We start from the raw sequence: 19,579 nt of genomic DNA, 5'->3' as shown, positions 1-19,579 counted from the left end.
TATACACATAAGAACATGTGCAATGACTTATATATGAATAACTGTTCATATGTTCATTATTAATCCTGAAACAATTTTTGTCAAGACCTGTTAAAATTAAAGCTTCCCCCGTCACGCCGCTGTTTATTCCAATCCGTAAAATGACCCCCCGCGAATAAATAAAACGGCGGTCCCGGACTCCGATATGAAGTCCAAGACCGCTGCTCGCAAGGCTTCCGCTGCTGTGTTTTTAGGGATGCGTCTTTTATTTTTTTCGCCTGCTGTTCCGTTCATCACGTCCCGCAAAAGGTCCGGTAAGGCTGCGCTGACGGCTCCGGCGGCGTGCAGTAAGCCTCCTGCTCTGCGTCGTGATCGTAAGGTCGCGACAATATGTCTACAAGCCGTTCCATGACAGTATAATCTTCTTGTTCCACAGCGGCCTTCAGCGCCTCTTCTACCCGGTGATTGCGGGGGATGACGGCCGGATTGCTGCGCTGCATCAGCTGCTGTACCTGTTCATGCGGCATCGGCTGCCTGCTTTGTCTGGCCTTCCATTGCTCCTGCCACCGGGCAAACTCTGCGGCGCCGAACATGACCGTTTCCTCCGGCTTGTTAAACGTTAAAGCCCGGAACGTATTCGTATAGTCGGCACGGTGCTTCTGCATCATACCGAGCAATTGTTCAATCAGGCCTACATCCTCAGGCTCTTCGTTAAAAAGCCCCAGCTTGGCTCTCATCCCTGTAAACCAGTGTCCGTGGTACAGCTGAACGAAATCCGCAAGCGCACCCTCCGCAAGCTGCACCGCCTGATCCTCATCGTCATGCAGCAGCGGCAATAAGGCTTCGGCGAATCTTGCCAAATTCCAGGCGGCAATACGCGGCTGATTGCCATAGGCATACCGTCCCTGAGCATCAATTGAGCTGAATACCGCAGCCGGATCGTAAGCGTCCATAAAAGCACATGGGCCATAATCAATCGTTTCACCGCTGAGAGCCATATTGTCCGTATTCATCACCCCGTGAATAAAGCCGACAAGCTGCCATTTGGCAATCAGCTGCACCTGACGCTGAATAACCTCACGCAGAAGTGATAAATACGGCTGCCCGGCCGCCTGTGCGTTCGGGAAATGCCGCTGCAAAGTGTAATCAGCCAGGGCGCGCAGCTGTTCATCCGTGCCCCATCTGGACATAAATTGAAAGGTACCCACACGCAAATGGCTGGCTGCCACCCGGGTCAGTATTGCCCCGGGCAGCTCCGTCTCGCGGTACACAGGCTCTCCCGTGGCCGTTACTGCCAAGCTGCGGGTAGTCGGAATACCAAGTCCATGCATCGCTTCACTGATGATGTATTCACGCAGCATCGGTCCAAGCGCCGCCCGGCCGTCTCCTCCGCGGGAATACGGCGTTCTGCCTGCCCCCTTGAGCTGAATATCAAATCGCTGCCCTTGCGGGGTCATGTGCTCGCCGAGCAGCAGGGCCCGGCCGTCCCCCAGCATCGTAAAATGCCCGAATTGATGCCCTGCATAGGCCTGGGCAAGCGGCTCTGCGCCCTCCGGGATGTGATTGCCGGCAAGCACAGCGGCGCCTTCATCGCTTCGCAGCGCACCGGCATTCAGCCCCAACGAAGCCGCCAGGGGGCCATTAAACACAACAAGCCTCGGCGCTTGTACCGGCGTGGGGCTTTGTTTGGTGTATGCCAATTCCGGCAGAACGGAATAGCTGTTATCGAAGCGCCAGCCCGCTTCCGGCATTGATTTTTTCTCTGTCATTGTATCTCCTCTTATCCCATGGTTTTTGTTATCGATGCTTCCTTATCGCTTTCCTTCTTTTCTTATTATACCTAAATTTCACAGCATGGCTTCCGGTTGGCAACAAAAAACCTGCGGGACGCCCTAATTCATCGCTTTAGCCTTCGCTGTGTCCAGCTTAACAGCCGCTCGGACTGCTCCTGTCAGCGCGGCGTGTCCCGTTTATGGAATGGACGAGCGGGATCATGACATCGCAAACGAAGGACTCCAGAGGGGGCAGTTCACTGCTAGAGAGTCCGGCACCTCACCCGGATAAGCAGCTTCCATCCCATCAAAAAAAACAGCAAGCCCCGCATTCAAAGGGCTTGCTGTTGCTATTTCTACTGCTTCAGCTTGATTCCAGCTGTTTCCGTAGTTAGCGCAGCTTGAGCCGCGCAAACTTATTTCGCCTGAATATAGCCTTCCGCCTTCAGCAGCTCGGCAATCAGAACAGCGCCGCCTGCCGCACCGCGCAAGGTATTATGGGACAACCCTACAAATTTGAAATCGTAAAGGGAATCCTCACGCAGTCTGCCTGCAGAAACGCCCATTCCGCGTTCAATGTCACGGTCAAGCTTCGTTTGCGGACGATTTTCTTCTTCAAAATACGTAATAAACTGTTTCGGCGCGCTAGGCAGACCCAGCTCCTGCGGACGTCCTTTGAATTGCTGCCAGCGGGCAAGAATTTCTTCCTTGGACGGCTTTTTCTCGAACGAAACGAATACTGTCGCCAAGTGCCCGTCAGTTACCGGAACGCGGATGCACTGGGTTGTAATCAAGGGCGCGCTCGCTTTAACAATTTCGTTATTGACAATGCTGCCCCAAATGCGCAGCGGCTCCTGCTCGCTTTTTTCTTCTTCGCCCCCGATATAAGGGATTACGTTATCCAGCATCTCCGGCCAATCGGTAAAGTTTTTACCCGCTCCGGAAATCGCCTGATATGTCGAAGCCACCACCGTAGTCGGCTTGAAGTCCAGCAGGGCGTGAAGCGCAGGCACATAGCTCTGGATGGAGCAGTTCGGCTTCACCGCGATAAATCCGGTCGAGGTGCCGAGACGTTTTCTTTGCGCGGCAATGACATCCATATGACCCGGGTTAATTTCCGGAATAATCATCGGAATGTCCGGAGTCCAACGATGCGCCGAGTTATTGGAGATTACCGGCGTGCCTGTTTTGGCGTATGCTTCCTCCAGCGCTTGAATTTCATTCTTTTTCATATCGACTGCGCAAAAAATAAAATCGACAGCCGAAGCAACCTCTTCCACCTTGGAAGCGTCCTGTACAACGATGCCCTTCACAGCATCCGGAATCGGGCTGGACAATTTCCAGCGGCCCTGTACCGATTCTTCATAGGTTTTTCCTGCGGAGCTGCTGCTTGCAGCAATAGCCGTTACTTGAAACCATGGATGACCATCCAGGAGCTGAACAAAACGCTGGCCGACCATGCCAGTTCCTCCAACAATACCAACCTTTAATTTCTGTGCCATAAGACAATCAATCCTCTCTCCCTGAAGAATAATAAAATACTTTCCTATTCCGGTGTAGTCCGGGTGCATCGAAAACGACATGCGCTGGTAAAAATAAAAATCCCACCCCCAAGACAATAGCCTTAGGGACGAGATTTACATTCGTGGTACCACCCCAGATTCACCAATATGTCGCCATATCAGCCTCTTTAAGTACGGCATCGCCTTCCAGGGCATCATGCGTATACTCTAGCTCTGTAACAGGAGCTCCTGGCACATCATATCCATTCTTGGGGTTCCGATGTGCTGCTCTGAGTCTTTGTTCAATAAAGAATTCTTACTCCTTCTCAGCTAACGGAGCTCTCTGTGAATGAATTCATCTATCTACTCGTCTCTTCATCGCATTTTCATGTGTGCGATAATAGTATCAAAAAAACGCGCTCAGGTAAATATGATTTCGTGAAATTTCGTAATTAATCTAAATTTTCCGCTCATGACAAGCAAAGGCTAGTCTTGAGAATGGATGCCTCCGGCGAGCTGCCCATAGGGATCTGCACAATAGTTTCTAACCGACTCGGCATCGACGGTAAAAGCCGCACATTTCGGTCGTTTCGACCTATTCCCACTTTTTTACTGAACCGTTATGATAAGGATGTATCAACTCATCCTGATCGAAAGCTTCTCTGCCACATTCATTAGTAGGAGTACCTCCCCGCCGGTTGTAAGGCATTGCTTTTCTTGCCTTTACAATACATGCTTTTGCAGTACAGCAAGATTTTATCCAACAGGAGGTGTAAGCCTTTACAGCTTGCAAATCGGCAAGCCCCCAACACGAGAACGGACGGGGCTGCTGCACAGAAATTCCAAAAAAACAGGAATGAAAGGATGAGAATGATGAAAACACGCCGTCTGATGGCAACCGTACTTACGATTGTTTCACTCTTTTTCGCTGCCCTTCCAATTCAAGCAAGCACCTCCACCCACCAATGGGTAACTCTGGATTACTTCAGCTCGTCGAAGGATTCGTATAGCAGATACGGCTATGACGTTTACGTGAACGTGCAGAACATGGCGGCCGGCAGCAACCGGAGCAATGTTTACTTTGAGGTCGTTGATGCATGGAACGGAGTAATTGACAGTGGAACGGTTATTCCGTACTATGACTATGTGAATAATCTGCAAAGCGGCGACTACTACACTTCACGCGAATACCACTTCACCGACTATGCTCATCCGATTCAAGTCGTGCTCTACAGCACGAACGGATATGGCAGCGAAGGGGAAGCATACATTGAATGGGTAAACCCTTAATCCAATGCTCAAAAGGCTTTCCGACCCCTGCGTCGGAAAGCCTTTTTGCTTGAATTGGAATGGACGTTCAATCGTGACTGCAGACAGCTTCTGCCGATTCCCTTGAAAATCCCTTTAATCAAGGGGTGCCTTTGCTGCGGCCTGCTCGCCGCCGGCTTTGTCGTTTTTGGCTATTGCTTTGCCGCCTTGGCGTCCTTAATTTGCTTCGTCGCCAGCTCCTCCGTCATTCGCAGCGCGGTAACAGAATCCTTGGATTCCTTGAAAATAAGCGGATCGAACGCATACTGTGTGTTTACAAGAATGTACGTGAGCCCCGGATTGCGTGCCGGTGTAGCCGGGGCGTATTTGCCATAAAACAGCGCCTCGATGTTTTTGCCCTGCAGCTGCGGCAGGTTCTTGCCGAACGCTTCTTTGACGGCCGCGGTCTGAACCGGCCCAAGATTCCCTTCCCTAGCCAGCTCGATTTGCATCTCCTCACTGACCAAATACTCGATGACCTTGAAGGCCATATCCTTCTTGGCCGACTGCTTCGAAATATACAATGACATGACGTTCGGCTGGTATTTCGTATTCGGCACATCACTGAACATCGGGACAGAGGCAATATCGAAATTGAGATTTTTATTGTTTTCATAAAACTTCACTATCCGGTCCGTTCCCGCCACAGCCATGGCGATGTTCCCTTTGTAAAAGTCCTCAACCGTAGTAAACTGATTGGCGGGAATATCATAGAACCGGCGCAAATTATCGACGAGCTTTTTCCAGCCGTCGCCCGTCATATTGGCCCGGTCCTCTGTCGGATGCAGCGGGTGCAGCGATAACTGATTATAGTTCATATAATGGCCCGGATTTTGCGAGTAGCCCTTGTACGTCATCTCCCCTTCCACTCGGGTCAGCTTTTTGGCCAGCTCGTAGACCTCATCATAAGTCATGCCGTTCTTCGGATAATCCACTCCGAATTTATCGAATATATCCTTGTTATAGTACAGCAGATAATCTCCAACATGAAACGGCAATCCGTAGATCGCTCCATCCTTGGATAACGATTTCATGCGGTCCATCATCGTCGAATCCAGCTTGCTTGTATCGAAGTTATGCTTTTTGATTAAATCCCGCATGTCATACTGCAAATCATTGTCTATGATATAACGCTGCACATTAAAGTGAGAATCGTCCATAATGATATCCGGAATCGTTCCTGCCGCAATCAGGTCCTTATACTGCCTGCCCGGATTGTCCCAGTGAACATGCTTGATTTGGAGCTCCGGGAACTTTTTTTTGAGATGACGGCCGATTTGCTGCTCAAAGACGGCTTCCTTGACATAGAACGCAGGCCAGACGGTATAAATGAACAATTCATTGTCAGCCGATGCCGGGCTTGCTTCCCCTCCTTTTTGTTCACTTCCGAAGCCAAAGGCGCACCCGCCCAGCACCAGCAGGATAAGACAGGCCAAGCACACGCGTGTGAATTGAAGTTTTTTCATTCGGCAGCATTTCCTCCCCTTCTACCAAGAAGACGCCAGATAAGTAAGCGTTTACATTTAAATGTATCCGGTTCCGCATGCCAATATATAGGGGCAATCGCTTCATTTTATAGGCGATTTTCTCCAAATAAATTGGCAAAACAAAAAGACGCTTATGGTTCATCCTGGAACTCCAGCAGACCCGCCCTTTTCAATTCGTCCCGGTGAATCTCGGAGAGCTCCTCCAGCAAGCCCATTCCATAATCGGTTAACGTAATAAACACACTCCGCTTGTCTTTCGGATTCGGGAAGCGCTGTACCAAGCCAAGCTCCTCACAGCGCTTAATAAGCTCTACACAGGCGTGGCGGGTAATTTGCAGACGTTCGGCAAGCTCCTTCGGGGTAGCGTATTCCCGGTCAGGAAATCCCATGATCGACAGCATCAGCTGATGAAACTGAGGGGTTAATCCCTTCCTGCGTGCTGCTTCCTCGCTGAACCGGATGAACTTGCGAATGCGGTACCGGAACCATGCGAGCTGCTCATACACATTTTTGGGCAATGGCTGTTTCTTCATTCCAGACTCCTTGCAATGTCAGAATAAACCTGCTAAACCTAGTGTACCGCATTCACCCGGCCGGGACAATGATGGGGAAGCCAACCAAAGTCATATTACCTTACACAAAAATTGATTATCCCACAAAAAAGCTGCAAAAATCATTATTATTATGTTATATAATATTACATAAAACCTTGACTTGGGTCGTAGTACGATATATATTTAGCATAAATAAGGTGGTTTCTCCTCTGCTTCGTTTTGTTCCATCTATAAACACAAATCAATCCGTGCTGTGCACGTTAATGTTGGTGAGATAACATGACATCAGAAAAAGTAAAAAGTGTATGTCCCTACTGCGGCGTCGGCTGTGGAATCGTGCTGGAGGTGTCGGACGGACGGGTCGTTAAAGTGACCGGCGATAAGGAGCATCCCGCCAATTTCGGCAGGCTCTGCACCAAGGGCAGCACCTGTGCGCAGGCCATTACGGATTCAGGAAGGCTGGAATATGCCTTTCAGCGTCCTTCACGGGCGAACGAACCGGTCCAAACCCCGATTCAAACTGCAATCCGGGAAACGGCAATCCGGCTGCGTACAATTCTGAATCAGCATGGTCCCGATGCGATTTCCTTCTATGTCTCGGGTCAAATGTCGCTGGAGGCTCAGTACCTTATTAACAAGCTGGCCAAGGGCTTTATTCGCACCAACAATATCGAATCCAATTCGCGTCTATGCATGGCAAGCGCCGGGAGCGGCTACAAGCTCTCGCTTGGTGCGGATGGTCCACCGGGCTCCTATCAGGATATAGACCGGACAGATGTGTTTTTTGTTATCGGAGCCAATATGGCCGATTGCCATCCGATATTGTTCCTTCGGCTTATGGATCGGGTCAAAGCCGGAGCCAGGCTGATTGTCGTTGATCCGCGCCGCAACGCTACTGCTGACAAGGCAACTCTTTTCATGCAGATTAAACCCGGTACGGATTTGGCTCTTCTGAACGGTATTCTTCATTTGTTAATCAAGAACGGCCATACCGATCCCGCCTTTATCGCGGAGTTTACGTCCGGCTGGGAGGCAATGCCCGAATTTGCGGAAGATTACTCACCGGAGAAAACAGCCGAGATTACCGGCATCCCGGAAGCAGACATTCGCCAGGCTGCCCGGTGGATCGGAGAGTCTGCGGAATGGATGAGCTGCTGGACGATGGGGCTTAATCAAAGCACCCACGGCACCTGGCATACGAATGCCATCTGCAACCTGCATCTGGCCACAGGCGCTATCTGCCGTCCCGGCAGCGGCCCCTTCTCCTTAACCGGTCAACCGAATGCGATGGGCGGCCGGGAGATGGGCTATATGGGTCCGGGCTTGCCCGGCCAGCGTTCGGTGCTCGTCGAAGCCGAGCGCACGTTTATGGAAGACATGTGGGGCGTGCCTCGCGGCACCCTGCGAACGGAGGCAGGCACCGGGACCGTATCGATGTTCCAAAGCATGCAGGCCGGAGACATCAAAGCATGCTGGATTATTTGCACGAATCCGGTCGCTTCCGTTGCTAACCGCCAAAATGTAATCGCCGGCCTTCAAGCAGCGGAGCTCGTTATTACTCAGGATGCGTTCTTTGATACAGAGACGAACCGGTATGCGGATATTTTACTGCCTGGGGCGTTATGGTCGGAGGCTGAAGGGGTCATGATTAACTCTGAGCGGAACCTGACCTTGATGCGAAAAGCGGTCGATCCGCCTGGGGAAGCGCTGCCGGACTGGCAAATCATTGCGCAGGTAGCCTGTGAGATGGGGTATTCCGAAGCGTTCACCTATACCTCCTCTGCCGAGGTTTACCAGGAAATTCAGCGGGCCTGGAATCCTAAAACCGGATATGACATCCGGGGCGCTTCCTATGAGCGCCTGCTTGAAACCCCCATGCAGTGGCCCTGTGCCCCGGACAGCGGGAGCGATCGAAATCCGATTCGTTATTTAAACAACGGAATCAGCCAGACACTGAAGGTCACGGAGGACGGCAAACGCCCGCGCATCGTATTTCCGACGGAAAGCGGAAAAGGAAATTTCCTGCCCCGCCCCTACCTGCCTCCCGCCGAGATGCCGGACGCTGAATTTCCGTTCGTCCTGAATACCGGGCGTGTACAGCATCAATGGCATACCCTGACCAAGACCGGTAAAATTCCTGCCCTGAACAAGCTGAATCCTGGGCCATTTATCGAGATTCATCCGGAGGACGCGTCCGCGCTGGGAATTACGGATCAGAGCCAGGTAGAAATTCGTTCACGACGGGGTCTCGCTATGTTGCCAGCTGTTGTAACCGATCGGGTCCGACCCGGCAACTGCTTTGCCCCCTTTCACTGGAACGATGTTTTCGGCAGCCGCCTTGCCATTAATGCTGTAACTAATGATTCCATTGATCCGATATCATTCCAGCCCGAGTTCAAATATTGCGCAGTCTCGCTCACACGCGCTGCCGTACAGGCCGATACAGCGATATCCGGTTCGCGCAGCGGGAATATCCCGAAGCAAGCTGCTGCCAATCAGCAAGTTCCTATAGAGAAGGAGGAAGTGTATATGTCTCAAATTGATACGCTTGCAACGATGCTCGGCATTCCGTCAACCTCAGGCATGACACTGGATCATCATGAGAAAATGTACGTTTCAGGCTTTATAACCAGCCTGCGCACAGAGGAATCCCGGTTAAGCCCGGGCATCCCGGTCCTCCCTCCTGCCGCTCCGATCGAGCCGGTCAAGCGGTTCTGGCTGGATGGCCTGCTGGCGGGATTGTTCTCACGGACCTACTTGCCGGATGCAGGAACGAGCCCGGCGGCGGAGCTTCAGCCGGCAGCGTCCGGCAGCGGCACGGCGGCGGAGCCGGAAGCCGCCGTGCCGAGCAAATACAAGGTCACCATTCTCTGGGCCTCGCAAACCGGCAACGCCGAAGGCGCGGCGATTGACTGCGCCACAAAATTGAAGGCCGCCGGATACGATATCCGGCTCGTCAATATGAATGCTTATCCGTTCGCAGACTTGCCCAAGGAACGTTTTGTGCTATTTGTAGCCAGTACATTCGGGGCAGGCGACCCGCCGGACAACGGCTCAGGCTTCTGGCAGGCTCTCCAAGCCGACAGCGCCCCCCGTCTGCCGGATCTTCGTTATGCGGTGCTCGGGCTCGGCGATTCCAGCTATGATTTATTTTGCGGGTTCGGAGGCCATCTTGACGCCCGGCTGGAGCAGCTTGGCGGGCAGCGGCTCATGGAACGCACAGATTGTGACATGGAATTTCAGGCGCTGGCGGCGGCATGGATGACCACAGTCGAGCAAACGTTGAACGCCGCCATCAGCAGCACCATTTCCAAGGGCACTGCCGAGGTCGAGGCCGGCGCTGTTGAAACGGCTGCAGCAGCAGAAGCCATGGTCCCCAAACCATATGACCGCAGCCATCCCTTGCGGACACGTATTCTTGGCAATCGGCTGTTGAACCAACAGGGCTCCGAGAAAGAAACCCGCCACTATGTATTTGACCTCAAAGGCAGCGGGTTACACTATAACGCCGGAGACGCCTTGGGCGTATGGCCGACGAACTGTCCGGAGCTTGTTGCGGAGATTTTGGCAGCCGTCCGCCTGGAGCCGTCCACGCCCGTAACAGTCAAGGATCGCGGAGAAATGACGATCACCGAAGCGCTTCTGAAGCATTTCGAAATTGCCCGCATTACACCATCCATGCTTCAATTGATCCGGGAACGCTCCGGCAGTGAAGTGCTGGGCGATTTACTGAGAAGCGATAACAAAGCCGAGCTCAAAAAATGGCTCTGGGGCCGTCAATTGGCGGATGTGCTGCAGCTGTTCCCGATCACTGTGAGCGCAGCGGAATTGACTCAGCAGCTTAAGCCTCTGCAGCCCCGTCTGTACTCCATTTCCTCCAGTCCCAAGGCACACCCGGATGAGGTTCATATTACGGTCTCCACCGTACGGTATGCTCATCACGGAAAAGCAAGGAACGGAGTTTGCTCCGCTTTTCTTGCCGACCGCTCTGCGTCCGGTACGGAGATACCGGTTTTTGTTCAAAAGTCTGCGAGCTTCTATCCTCCAGCCAACCCGGATGCCCCGATGATTATGGTTGGGCCGGGCACCGGCGTAGGCCCTTTTCTCGGCTTCCTGCAGGAGCGTCAGGCGACAGGCGCGAAAGGGAAAAACTGGCTTCTTTTTGGCGAACAGCGGGCCGCAAGCGATTTTTATTTCAAGGAAGAGCTGGAGGAGATGCTGAAAGCCGGTGTTCTTCACCGGCTGGATACCGCTTTTTCCCGCGATCAGCCTGAGAAGGTCTATGTCCAGCACCGGATGATCGAGTATGGCGCGGAATTATGGGACTGGATTCGGGAAGGCGCCCACTTCTATGTTTGCGGGGACGCAAGCCAAATGGCCAAGGATGTAGATACAGCGCTCAAACAAATCATTCAAAAGCACAGCGGAATGAGCGCCCGCGAAACAGAAGCCTATGTTAAGGAAATGACAAAAACCAAACGCTATGCACGAGATGTGTATTAAAGCCATGCCTTTCATTTAAAAGCAGCTTCGGCAAGCCCGGGCAATCCTGACAGACATTCTCTACCGTCACCCTTCAGGATTGCTTTGGGCTTTTTGTAATCCCCGGCACAGCATTCCAGCGCCCTGCTTCTCCAATTCCTGCCGCCGGTAAAAGTCGATTTATGTCCAGGCTTCGTGAAATGCGTAGAATCTCCATTTGTCCCGTGTCCGTGCTGCGACCAAGGTCCAGGCCAGATTAGGACCTTGGTCTAAAGGAAAACACTACCAAAGTTCATTTTGCAAGCCGCTGCTCTCTCTTATGATGGATATATTGAAGTTTTGACCCCCTGCTGCACGGGGCCAGTCCGGTTTTGTTTCAATAATTTTCTTCATCATTTATAAAATATTCAGAATAAAACTCATATCATTTTAAGATTATTCCGTTAAGATGAACACATTCATGCCAGTCTACCGGATACCACGACCCTGGGAGGTTGCTTTCCATGTCTACCTATGTCCAGAACAAGCTATTGTTTCTGCAAAAATTCATTCAATCTCCGAAGCAAATTGGAAGCGTAATCCCAAGCTCCAGATTTTTGGCCCATCGCATGCTCAGCGCCGTCGATTCCAGGCCAGCCCTGAAGGTGGCCGAGCTGGGACCGGGTACCGGAGCCATCACCCAGTATCTGTACCGGATTATAACCCCGGGCGCCCATGTATTCTTGTTCGAGAAGGACTATGAATTAAGGAGCCGACTGATGGCCAGCTACCCGCATTATCATCACTATGCTGAAGCCACGGAGCTCACCTCCGCCTTGAAGGAAAAAGGGGTCGACAGGCTTGACTGTATTATTAGCGGGCTGCCTTACTTTAATTTCCCTCAGGCGATCCGCGATCAATTATTGGAGCAAATCCAGCTGTCGCTGAAGCCGAACGGCCAATTTATCGCCTTCCAATATTCCCTGCAAATGAAGGAGCAGCTAGCCGACTATTTCGATGTTGAAGCCATTCGAATGGTGCTTTTGAACATCCCGCCAGCCTTCATCTATATTTGCCGCAAAAAAGGTACTGGTCATGGAATATAGCCAGTTGCTGGAATGGATAGAACATGCCGGCTATGCGGCATTGTTCTTCGCCCTCTGGCTGGGCATTGTAGGGATGCCGATACCGGACGAGGTGATCGTGATGACCGGCGGCGCCGTGACGACGATGGGATTGTTGAAACCGGTTCCCGCCTTTCTAGTCACCTACTTGGGGGTAGTCACCGGCTTATCCTTGGGCTACGTGCTTGGCAAATTTGCAGGCGCACCGATCCTGGACAAAATCAGACGAAAAAAGAATATGGACAAGTACATCCGCATCTCCGAAAATCTGATACAAAAATACGGCAATTTCGCCTTGAGCTTCAGCTACTTCCTCCCTGTCGTCCGGCATGTGGTCCCGTATCTGGCCGGAATTAACAATATGAGCTTTTGGCGGTATGCATGCTACTCCTACATCACCGGCTTTGTGTGGACGCTGCTGTTTTTTATGCTCGGCCGGTTCCTGGGCAGCGATGTCCCGCAAGTCGGAATGCTTATTTACAAATACGGGATTTATTTCTTGTGGCTTCTGAGCACCCTGGCGGCGATTTATATTCTGTTTAAGCTGACAAGCATTCGTTCACGGGAAAGATAGAGCAGGATAACCTTTACCCGGTGCAGCGTCGTATTTGCAGAGCTATAATCGGGGCGGGCGGGGGAAACAAGACCCTTTTTCCCCGAATTATGCATGGATACAGGACCTTGGCTTACGGCGCCGCTTTCTCATGACATGCAGGACCAAACACAAAAAGACCTTCGCAGCTTCGGAAGGTCTCTTCATACTGATGGCTAAGCCCGTTTCAAACGCCGGCAATATGCCTCCAGCGCTGGAAACGGAACGGTATAAAACGCCAACTTGTTCACAACGGATTTGACTGAACCGGGCAAAGCGAGAAATTTGGAGCAAAGCCGATCGAGATCCTTCTGTTCCGCAGGGACCCAGAATTGAACCTGCGCCAAGTCGGGATTGGCTTCCTTCATTGTGGCTACCAGCGATTCCAGCAATTGGACAAACAAGGGCGATGACCGGTACTCCTTCCGGATAAAGGCAACCTCCACCTGGCATATTTCCCGATCCTCATAATGGTTGGCTCCTGTGCCAAGCACAAAGCCCGCCGCTCCAACCATTTCATACGTCTCTTCATCCATAATGCGCAACGCCTTGCCAAACATCAGCGGACTGCACAAAAAGCTCAGCTTCACGGGAAACGCGTATGGCAGGTTCAACTCAGCATGATGCTGAATCAAAAACCTGACATACGCGTCAAAGTGCTTCTCCAATTCACAAGGACGAAATTCAAAGTACACTGTTATTTCGGTTGTGCTCTCAAAGAATCATTGATAATAACGATTTTGCCAAAGCCGCTGCCTTTGGTCGATTTTTGACCAAATCCGAGTGGTGGGATCATGTGACCCGCCTCCTTTTTCACGTAAAAATTATGGAACTTCCTTGCTTCATATTATACGCGATTGTATTTTTTTAGCATAGAGCAAATTTCGTTAATTTTCACACAAAACACCGTTTCTTCACCTATGGCGCCTTCCCGTTTGTAGCTACTTCGAGTCAATTTGGCGTACATCCCGCACAAATACGCGTTGTCCGATAGCGCAGCCAGTCGCAATTCCTGTACCTCCGGGTGCGTCTCGGCAATATGAAATACCATCGAACTGAACGACTTCATGAATACTCTGGAACGCCGGAGCGATTGATCAAGAATAGCCATATCGAAGTAAACCACATCTTTATCAAGAAATTCATTCTCCCGGGTTCCGTGGTAATACGCCGATATCCCCCTCACTCGTCCATTCTCGTCGGCGATCTGGCACAAATAGCCTTCGGTCAAGTACGAATAAATAAGTGTTACCCCATCAAGCACACTTAAAGAAGGGTGCAAATCATGCTTGTTCTCAAGAAAAAACAGACTGAAATTGGCGAAATCCTCGTCGCTGGTGCATGGCTTGAAATGCATCGACTTGCTTAAACCTCCTTTCCGGTTCGCATTCTCCGAAGCAGCATAATGCCCCGGTTCGTTTAACGTTGTTCAAAGCCGCTGTAATAACGTCTGCTCGAGCGCATGCAGAAGCTGCGGATATGCTCCGGTAAGCCGGTGGAATACTTCCCGCCGTATAGAAAGCAGCACCGAATGGCTAAGCGATTTGACAGTGGCGGTCCGGGGGATGTTTCGGAGCAGGGCAATCTCGCCAAAATAATCCCCGTCCTGGAGCACCGCTACCCGCATCTCCCCTTCTCCGGGAAGCCGTTTCAGTATTTCGAACTTCCCGCGGACGATGATGTAGAACTTATTCCCCTCTTCTCCCTCATGCATGACCGTCTCGCCTTCCTTCAAGGTTTCCGTTGAAAAAAGCGCGGCTACATCATGAAGCATCGACGGGGCAATCCCCTTGAAGAAGGGCAGCCTGGCCAGCCGCTCGCCGTCCACTGTGGCATGAAGCCCGTCATTGGACAAATGAAACCCGTGCTGCTTCTCCCACAGCTGATGATAAAGGCCGCTATGCTTCAACAGCTCCGAGTGCGTGCCATCCTCAACAATCCGGCCTTCCTTGAACACATAGATGTGATCGGCGTTCACCACCGCGTCCAGGCGATGCGTTACGGATATAATCGTTTTATCGCCGCGAAGCTGCTGGATTAGGCCGTTAATCTCCGCCTCCGTCACAGGATCGAGCGCGGACGTGACCTCGTCGAGCAGCAGCAGCTCCGGCTTGCGGAGCAGTGCCCGCGCAATACTTAGCCGCTGGCGTTCACCGCCCGACAAGGAGCCCCCTTCATGATGAACAGGTGTGTCATAGCCCTCCGGCCAGCTGATGATGATCTGATGAATGCTTGCCTGCTTCGCCGCTTCCACCATCTTCTCCTCGGTCACATCTGCCCCGTCAAGCAGCAGATTGTCCCGGATTGTTGTATTGAACAGGAAGCTTTCCTGCGTCACCATAGCCGACAGCTTTCTTAAGGAAGCTTCACTGACGCCTCGCAGATCAGCCCCGTTAATCGCGACCGTGCCGTGACCGGGATCATAGAACCGCGACAGCAGCTGAAGCGCTGTGCTTTTTCCCGATCCGCTTGGCCCGACAAACGCGACATAGCTTCCCGCCGCGATAGACAGGCTGACTTCCCGAAGCTGGTCGGTTTCGTCCGTGTAGCCAAAGGTGACTTGGTCCATCCGGATGGAAGTGATGGGGGAGCTTAGCTCTACCGGATTGTCAGGCTCCTTCAAGGCAGGCTCCTGCGCAGCAATTTCACCGATCCGCCGGAAGCTGATGCTGGAATCGATCAGGTTCGGAAGCAGCAGCGACAAGTTTGATCCCGCCTGACCGACCCCCATAAACAGCGTGAAAAAAGCCATGAAGCCGCCAATCGTCATTTCATCATGAAAAATGAAATACCCGCCCAGCCCCATCATGATGCCGTTCAGAATGAGCAGGGCTGTCAGCGGCAGCCGCTCCATCAGCGAGGTGATGAAATGCAGATGAAAGCCGAAGGAAAGCAGCTCCCGAATATGCATGCGGGCCCTTTGCTCGAACCGCTGCTGCTGGTGGAGGCCTTTAATCGTTTTGTGCCCCTTGACCATCTCGTCAATCGTATTGGAGAAGCGCTCCTGGGCTTCCTTGTAGCTTGTATTTGCGGTTTCCGCCCGCTTTTGCAGCAGCTTGGGACCCGCAAACAGAAGTATGGATCCTAGAAGAACCGCAAGCGTAAGCTTCCATTCAATGGAAAACAGCATTGCCAGCCCCAGCAGCAAGCTGAGCGTTTCTTTGAGGAAAAACGGCGACGAGACGCGAATGACTCTCTCAATGGCGCCCATGTCCGCTGCAAAGCGTGTCACCAGATCCCCTACCCGGTAGCGCCGGTAAAATGAAAACGATTGCTTTTGCAGGTGGAGGAACAGCTCGGTTCTCAGCTTCTGAATGACTTCGCCGCTCAGCCGGCCCAGAGAATAGTCCCCGCACAAGCCGGCGCAAATATTGATGAAGCCGCCGCCAAGCAGGATGACCAGAATGAGAACAAACACCTGAAAATCCTTCGGCAGGAAGGCTTCGTCCACTAAATATTTCAAGCTGAGGGGGGCCGCAACCGCATAAGCCACCTCCACCAAAAGGCTGATCACAAAGACAACGCACAGCAGCTTATAGGAAGCAAAATGCTTCAGCATCGTCCGTACAAAATTGGATTTCATATCCACCTCCGTCACCATTAAGCTTACAGCACATCCCCCGGCTGTGTAAACCGGGTTTTCCCGGCGGTGAAATGGCGATACGCTGGCGATACCGCAGCGAAGGCTCCACTACGTGCCTGCGCGAAGACATGCCTCGGAAGCAGCAAAGCCCCTCTTTCCCCGTCTGGCAGGAAAAGAAAGGCTTCACAGCCCGGATTACACCGGGCATCCGTTTGCTAATTATCCATCCATGCAGCCGCACAGCTTCCCGTGCGTATTGCTCTGTTGCATCCCGGCAGCCGGCCGATGGACCGCATGCTAGCTCACCGCCGGACCGGCCAACCGTATTAGCTCCGCTGCAGCCAAATCGGCAAAAAAACGGGCGCTGACCGGCAAGGCGCGCTCGTCGATATCGAAGGCGCGGAAGGTCCCCGTCACTTCACTGCGCCCTGCAATGGCGTTAGTGACGGTTCCGGGCGGGCTGCGGGCGGTTCGGCCTGGCCTCTACGCTGCTGCCTGCATCTGTACTGACAGGCGACGATCAGACGCTGGCAACGTATCCGATCCCGGAGAAGCTGAGATATACCAGCACGAATCTGGCCCGCCGTAAGGATCAGTACACCAGCAAAGCCTTCGCCGCCTTCGCCGGTATGGTGAACGAGCGCAAGCTGTAGGGTGTGGATGCCAAGCCAATTGCTTCAAGCAGCCATCCGCGCAAAGGCTTGCTCAGTTGACTGCGGTCAACTTCGGAACGAGAAGCATTGCGGACAAGCCGGCCTGAACGAATCTCCCTATCGCAATGGGCATCTGCTTTTAGGCGGGGCTGGGGAGTGCTGCGGTTCAGCTCGCTTGTTCGGCTCTCCGGGCAGATACGCGCTCGGTATGGTACTGCCGCTGGAAGCACAGCGGCTTTGTTTGACCGGTTCTCCCCGCTATCATCCGCGTCTGCTTTTAGGCGAGTGTTAGGGTGCACTTGGGTTGATCCGCCTAATTGACTCCCTCTTACCACTCCGCACCGCGCGCGGTGCTTCGCTGCATGACGGCGGTCGGTCGATCACACGACACCGCTTCGCCTTAGAAGGCCGGAAGTCACTGAAACCCAATAATCAAAAAAACAGCGGCTTCGCGAAGCTGGGACCGCAATCTATGCATAACAAAAAAAGCCTGCGGCCGCGCCGTCAGGCTGATTTCTTTCTCACGAAAAATCGCCGTTCTGCATTGTTCCGACAGGAAGCGACGAAGCGAGCACCTAGGCTCTGACAGCATCCCAGCTCATACGGATCATATCCTGCACCGCCTGCTCGGTAATTTCCGCTCGGCCCTTGAAATACTCCTTGGCCAGCAGCGTAACAGGGAAGTAACAATACGACAGCAGCTGAAACGTATGAATCTGCTTCAGCGTCCCGTTCTGTATCCCCTGCTCAATGTAGGCCAGCAGCGGCTTGAACATCCATTTGGTATCGTCCAGACACAGCTTATCGAACAACGGCGAGTTGGAGATTTGCTCCATAAACAGGAAATCTTCTCTATGATCCATCACAAAATGAAGCAGATTCCGCATCATCGCGCCGATGAGCTGCTCCATAGACATCGACTCGTCCAGGTTCACGATTAACTGCCGGCTCATTTTCTCTTTGACCCTGAAGTACAGCTTGGCCAGCATGTCCTCCTTATTTTCGAAATGAATGTAGAGGGTTGCAGGAGAGACGTTGGCCCTTTTGGCAATTTTGGAGATGGAAATGTCGGAGAATCCGATCTCATTCAGCAGTTCAATCGTGGCCTGAAAAATAGCCTCGCTTTTCGTTTCGTCCTTATGTCTCATGCCCCAATTGTAAATGATCGTTCTTTTAAGATCAAGCTTGACGAAGGGAGGCAACGCGAGCCGCTTTGGTGCGGGATGATGCTGTAAGTGACCGCTGTGTCCTCCGTATACAGCCTATCGCTTGGAAGCTGCGCGCCGCTCCGTCCCGTTACCGGTTTTCCAATGACCGCTTCCATTCCCGGCAACACCGGATGCCGCCACTTTGTATTGAAGCGGCCCCTGATCATACGTCCCCGGCTGCAGCGGAAGCGGCTCATAGGGCATGTCGCCCAGCCCGGTATCTATAATCCACGACCTGCGCGCATTCTGCTCATCCGGCAGGTGAACCGTCAGCCCCAGATGAAAGGAATTGATTCGCGGCTCGCTTCCCGGAGGCTGGACACCCGCCCGGTGCAGTGTCACCTGCCGATGCTTTGCAAATACGCGACGATTTCCTCTTTTGCCAGTGTGTACATGACGAATCACCTCTACAGGACTGTTGAAAGTCTCCGAATTTGACTAACGTTTACGTCCTGCGCAGCATGCTTCCCGCCGGCGTACATTGATTGTAAACGAGGTTCTTCCCTGCACCCAATGTAAAAAAGCCACATCTGTACCGGTACAGATGTGGCTGAAGCACAAATCTGGCAAGGTCAGGACAAAGCCTGCAGCACGCCTCACGTCGCGAAGCTTGCAGAAGCTTCCTGTTTTTCACCCTTTAAATTCCGCATCGCTTGCAGCTTCGTACCCAGTGTTCACTCGATGGCTATGTCGCCCGGCAGCAACACGCCGCTTCCCAGCCTGATCTCGGCCAACGCTGCCTTCAAGGCGTGTTCTCTTGCAGGAGGCTTATAAAAATCCGATGACAGTACGCGGCCCAAGGGAGGCTGAAGCCGTATTCGGCCGCTGCCAGACGGATGAATTTCGTTTCATATTTCCGTTCCGAACCGTTTGGCCGATTTGGCGCGTGCCCGCTCTATTTCGGTCTCCCGGTTGCGGGGCTCCGCATTGGTTACGAGGGCATCCAGCAGGCTGCGGGCAGCGGCGGCCACCTGCTCCACCGCAAGGCTAAAGGCCTCCTCATTGGCCTTGGAAGGCTTGGTGAAGCCGGACAGCTTTCGTACAAATTGCAGCGCGGCTGCCTGAATTTCATCCTCCGTTGCCGGCGGTTCGAAGTTATGCAGTGTTTTGATGCTGCGGCACATTAGCGATTCTCCTTTACATCCTGCGTTTTATCCTCATTTTAATACAGCCGGTCCCGGACCGCCAGATCCAGTCAGGCAGCCGCCTCCTTCCTATTTTCCGTAAAACAGCGACTAGTGCACTAAAACTTAAATATAACAACAGTTAAAAGCAAAGAACCTTGCCTTTATAAGTCCATTTAAAAGGCTTGGCCATGGTGGAGTTGAAGTAGTCGATAAACGCAAACACTTGTTT

General features: G+C 52.5%; 13 protein-coding genes, 1 pseudogene and 1 other annotated feature. Of the genes and pseudogenes, 4 read left to right on the top strand and 10 right to left on the bottom strand.

The genetic code is table 11. The features are described 5' to 3' along the window. Positions 1–272 precede the first annotated feature (272 nt). Both WBG83_RS00070 and asd read right to left on the bottom strand, forming a co-directional pair. The gene (locus tag WBG83_RS00070) at positions 273–1,748 is read right to left on the bottom strand and encodes a protein adenylyltransferase SelO (RefSeq protein ID WP_336741564.1); all 1,476 of its coding nucleotides are present in this window, start codon (positions 1,746–1,748) and stop codon (positions 273–275) included. Between the two features lie 419 nt (positions 1,749–2,167). Further along, complete coding sequence (asd, locus tag WBG83_RS00065; protein WP_336741563.1) at positions 2,168–3,253, bottom strand: aspartate-semialdehyde dehydrogenase; 1,086 nt, start codon at positions 3,251–3,253, stop codon at positions 2,168–2,170. A 121-nt stretch (positions 3,254–3,374) separates the two neighbouring features. After that, positions 3,375–3,641, bottom strand: a binding site (T-box leader). 476 nt (positions 3,642–4,117) lie between these two features. Between asd and WBG83_RS00060 the strand changes: the two genes are divergently transcribed. After that, complete coding sequence (locus tag WBG83_RS00060; protein WP_336741561.1) at positions 4,118–4,543, top strand: hypothetical protein; 426 nt, start codon at positions 4,118–4,120, stop codon at positions 4,541–4,543. 170 nt (positions 4,544–4,713) lie between these two features. Here the strand turns inward: WBG83_RS00060 and WBG83_RS00055 are convergent, their stop codons facing one another. Further along, complete coding sequence (locus WBG83_RS00055) at positions 4,714–6,027, bottom strand: ABC transporter substrate-binding protein (protein ID WP_336741559.1); 1,314 nt, start codon at positions 6,025–6,027, stop codon at positions 4,714–4,716. 152 nt (positions 6,028–6,179) lie between these two features. After that, the gene (locus WBG83_RS00050) at positions 6,180–6,581 is read right to left on the bottom strand and encodes a MarR family winged helix-turn-helix transcriptional regulator (protein WP_336741557.1); all 402 of its coding nucleotides are present in this window, start codon (positions 6,579–6,581) and stop codon (positions 6,180–6,182) included. A gap of 300 nt (positions 6,582–6,881) precedes the next feature. On the opposite strand from WBG83_RS00050, the gene WBG83_RS00045 reads away from it, so the two are divergent. The 3 genes from WBG83_RS00045 to WBG83_RS00035 all read left to right on the top strand — a co-directional run bounded on the left by WBG83_RS00045 (position 6,882) and on the right by WBG83_RS00035 (position 12,761). After that, positions 6,882–11,105 carry a sulfite reductase subunit alpha gene (locus tag WBG83_RS00045; protein WP_336741556.1) on the top strand — a complete coding sequence of 1,408 codons (4,224 nt, stop codon included), beginning with the start codon at positions 6,882–6,884 and terminating at the stop codon, positions 11,103–11,105. Between the two features lie 482 nt (positions 11,106–11,587). Beyond that, the gene (locus WBG83_RS00040) at positions 11,588–12,169 is read left to right on the top strand and encodes a class I SAM-dependent methyltransferase (protein ID WP_336741554.1); all 582 of its coding nucleotides are present in this window, start codon (positions 11,588–11,590) and stop codon (positions 12,167–12,169) included. Further along, on the top strand, positions 12,159–12,761 hold the full coding sequence (locus tag WBG83_RS00035) for a DedA family protein (RefSeq protein ID WP_336741552.1): 603 nt from the start codon (positions 12,159–12,161) through the stop codon (positions 12,759–12,761). Before WBG83_RS00040 ends, WBG83_RS00035 begins: the two co-directional genes overlap by 11 nt. A 194-nt stretch (positions 12,762–12,955) precedes the next feature. Here the strand turns inward: WBG83_RS00035 and WBG83_RS00030 are convergent, their stop codons facing one another. From WBG83_RS00030 to WBG83_RS00005, 6 genes and pseudogenes are all read right to left on the bottom strand, one after another. Next, positions 12,956–13,393, bottom strand: coding sequence for a hypothetical protein (locus WBG83_RS00030; RefSeq protein ID WP_336741550.1), 438 nt, complete (start codon positions 13,391–13,393; stop codon positions 12,956–12,958). Between the two features lie 233 nt (positions 13,394–13,626). Then, positions 13,627–14,136 carry a hypothetical protein gene (locus WBG83_RS00025; RefSeq protein ID WP_336741548.1) on the bottom strand — a complete coding sequence of 170 codons (510 nt, stop codon included), beginning with the start codon at positions 14,134–14,136 and terminating at the stop codon, positions 13,627–13,629. A 72-nt stretch (positions 14,137–14,208) separates the two neighbouring features. Continuing rightward, a complete protein-coding gene (locus tag WBG83_RS00020) occupies positions 14,209–16,362 on the bottom strand; it encodes an ABC transporter transmembrane domain-containing protein (RefSeq protein ID WP_336741546.1) in 2,154 nt (717 codons plus the stop codon). 1,228 nt (positions 16,363–17,590) lie between these two features. Continuing rightward, positions 17,591–18,163, bottom strand: coding sequence for a TetR/AcrR family transcriptional regulator (locus WBG83_RS00015; RefSeq protein ID WP_336741545.1), 573 nt, complete (start codon positions 18,161–18,163; stop codon positions 17,591–17,593). Positions 18,164–18,334: 171 nt separating this feature from the next. After that, positions 18,335–18,568: pseudogene (locus WBG83_RS00010) on the bottom strand (arylamine N-acetyltransferase family protein); the annotation flags it as partial. Positions 18,569–19,071: 503 nt separating this feature from the next. Continuing rightward, the gene (locus tag WBG83_RS00005; protein WP_336741544.1) at positions 19,072–19,347 is read right to left on the bottom strand and encodes a DUF2277 domain-containing protein; all 276 of its coding nucleotides are present in this window, start codon (positions 19,345–19,347) and stop codon (positions 19,072–19,074) included. Positions 19,348–19,579 lie beyond the last annotated feature (232 nt).

Origin of the sequence: Paenibacillus sp. y28 (genome assembly GCF_037137075.1) — a bacterium.
Taxonomy (GTDB): Bacteria; Bacillota; Bacilli; order Paenibacillales; family NBRC-103111; genus JBBBNV01.
This window is presented reverse-complemented; position numbering and strand designations above follow the sequence as displayed.

Coding starts and splice junctions, on each gene's coding strand:
- WBG83_RS00070 (WP_336741564.1), bottom strand. CDS start 1,748: ATGACAGAGAAAAAATCAATGCCGGAAGCGGGCTGGCGCTTCGATAAC.
- asd (WP_336741563.1), bottom strand. CDS start 3,253: ATGGCACAGAAATTAAAGGTTGGTATTGTTGGAGGAACTGGCATGGTC.
- WBG83_RS00060 (WP_336741561.1), top strand. CDS start 4,118: ATGAGAATGATGAAAACACGCCGTCTGATGGCAACCGTACTTACGATT.
- WBG83_RS00055 (WP_336741559.1), bottom strand. CDS start 6,027: ATGAAAAAACTTCAATTCACACGCGTGTGCTTGGCCTGTCTTATCCTG.
- WBG83_RS00050 (WP_336741557.1), bottom strand. CDS start 6,581: ATGAAGAAACAGCCATTGCCCAAAAATGTGTATGAGCAGCTCGCATGG.
- WBG83_RS00045 (WP_336741556.1), top strand. CDS start 6,882: ATGACATCAGAAAAAGTAAAAAGTGTATGTCCCTACTGCGGCGTCGGC.
- WBG83_RS00040 (WP_336741554.1), top strand. CDS start 11,588: ATGTCTACCTATGTCCAGAACAAGCTATTGTTTCTGCAAAAATTCATT.
- WBG83_RS00035 (WP_336741552.1), top strand. CDS start 12,159: ATGGAATATAGCCAGTTGCTGGAATGGATAGAACATGCCGGCTATGCG.
- WBG83_RS00025 (WP_336741548.1), bottom strand. CDS start 14,136: ATGCATTTCAAGCCATGCACCAGCGACGAGGATTTCGCCAATTTCAGT.
- WBG83_RS00020 (WP_336741546.1), bottom strand. CDS start 16,362: ATGAAATCCAATTTTGTACGGACGATGCTGAAGCATTTTGCTTCCTAT.
- WBG83_RS00015 (WP_336741545.1), bottom strand. CDS start 18,163: ATGAGACATAAGGACGAAACGAAAAGCGAGGCTATTTTTCAGGCCACG.
- WBG83_RS00005 (WP_336741544.1), bottom strand. CDS start 19,347: ATGTGCCGCAGCATCAAAACACTGCATAACTTCGAACCGCCGGCAACG.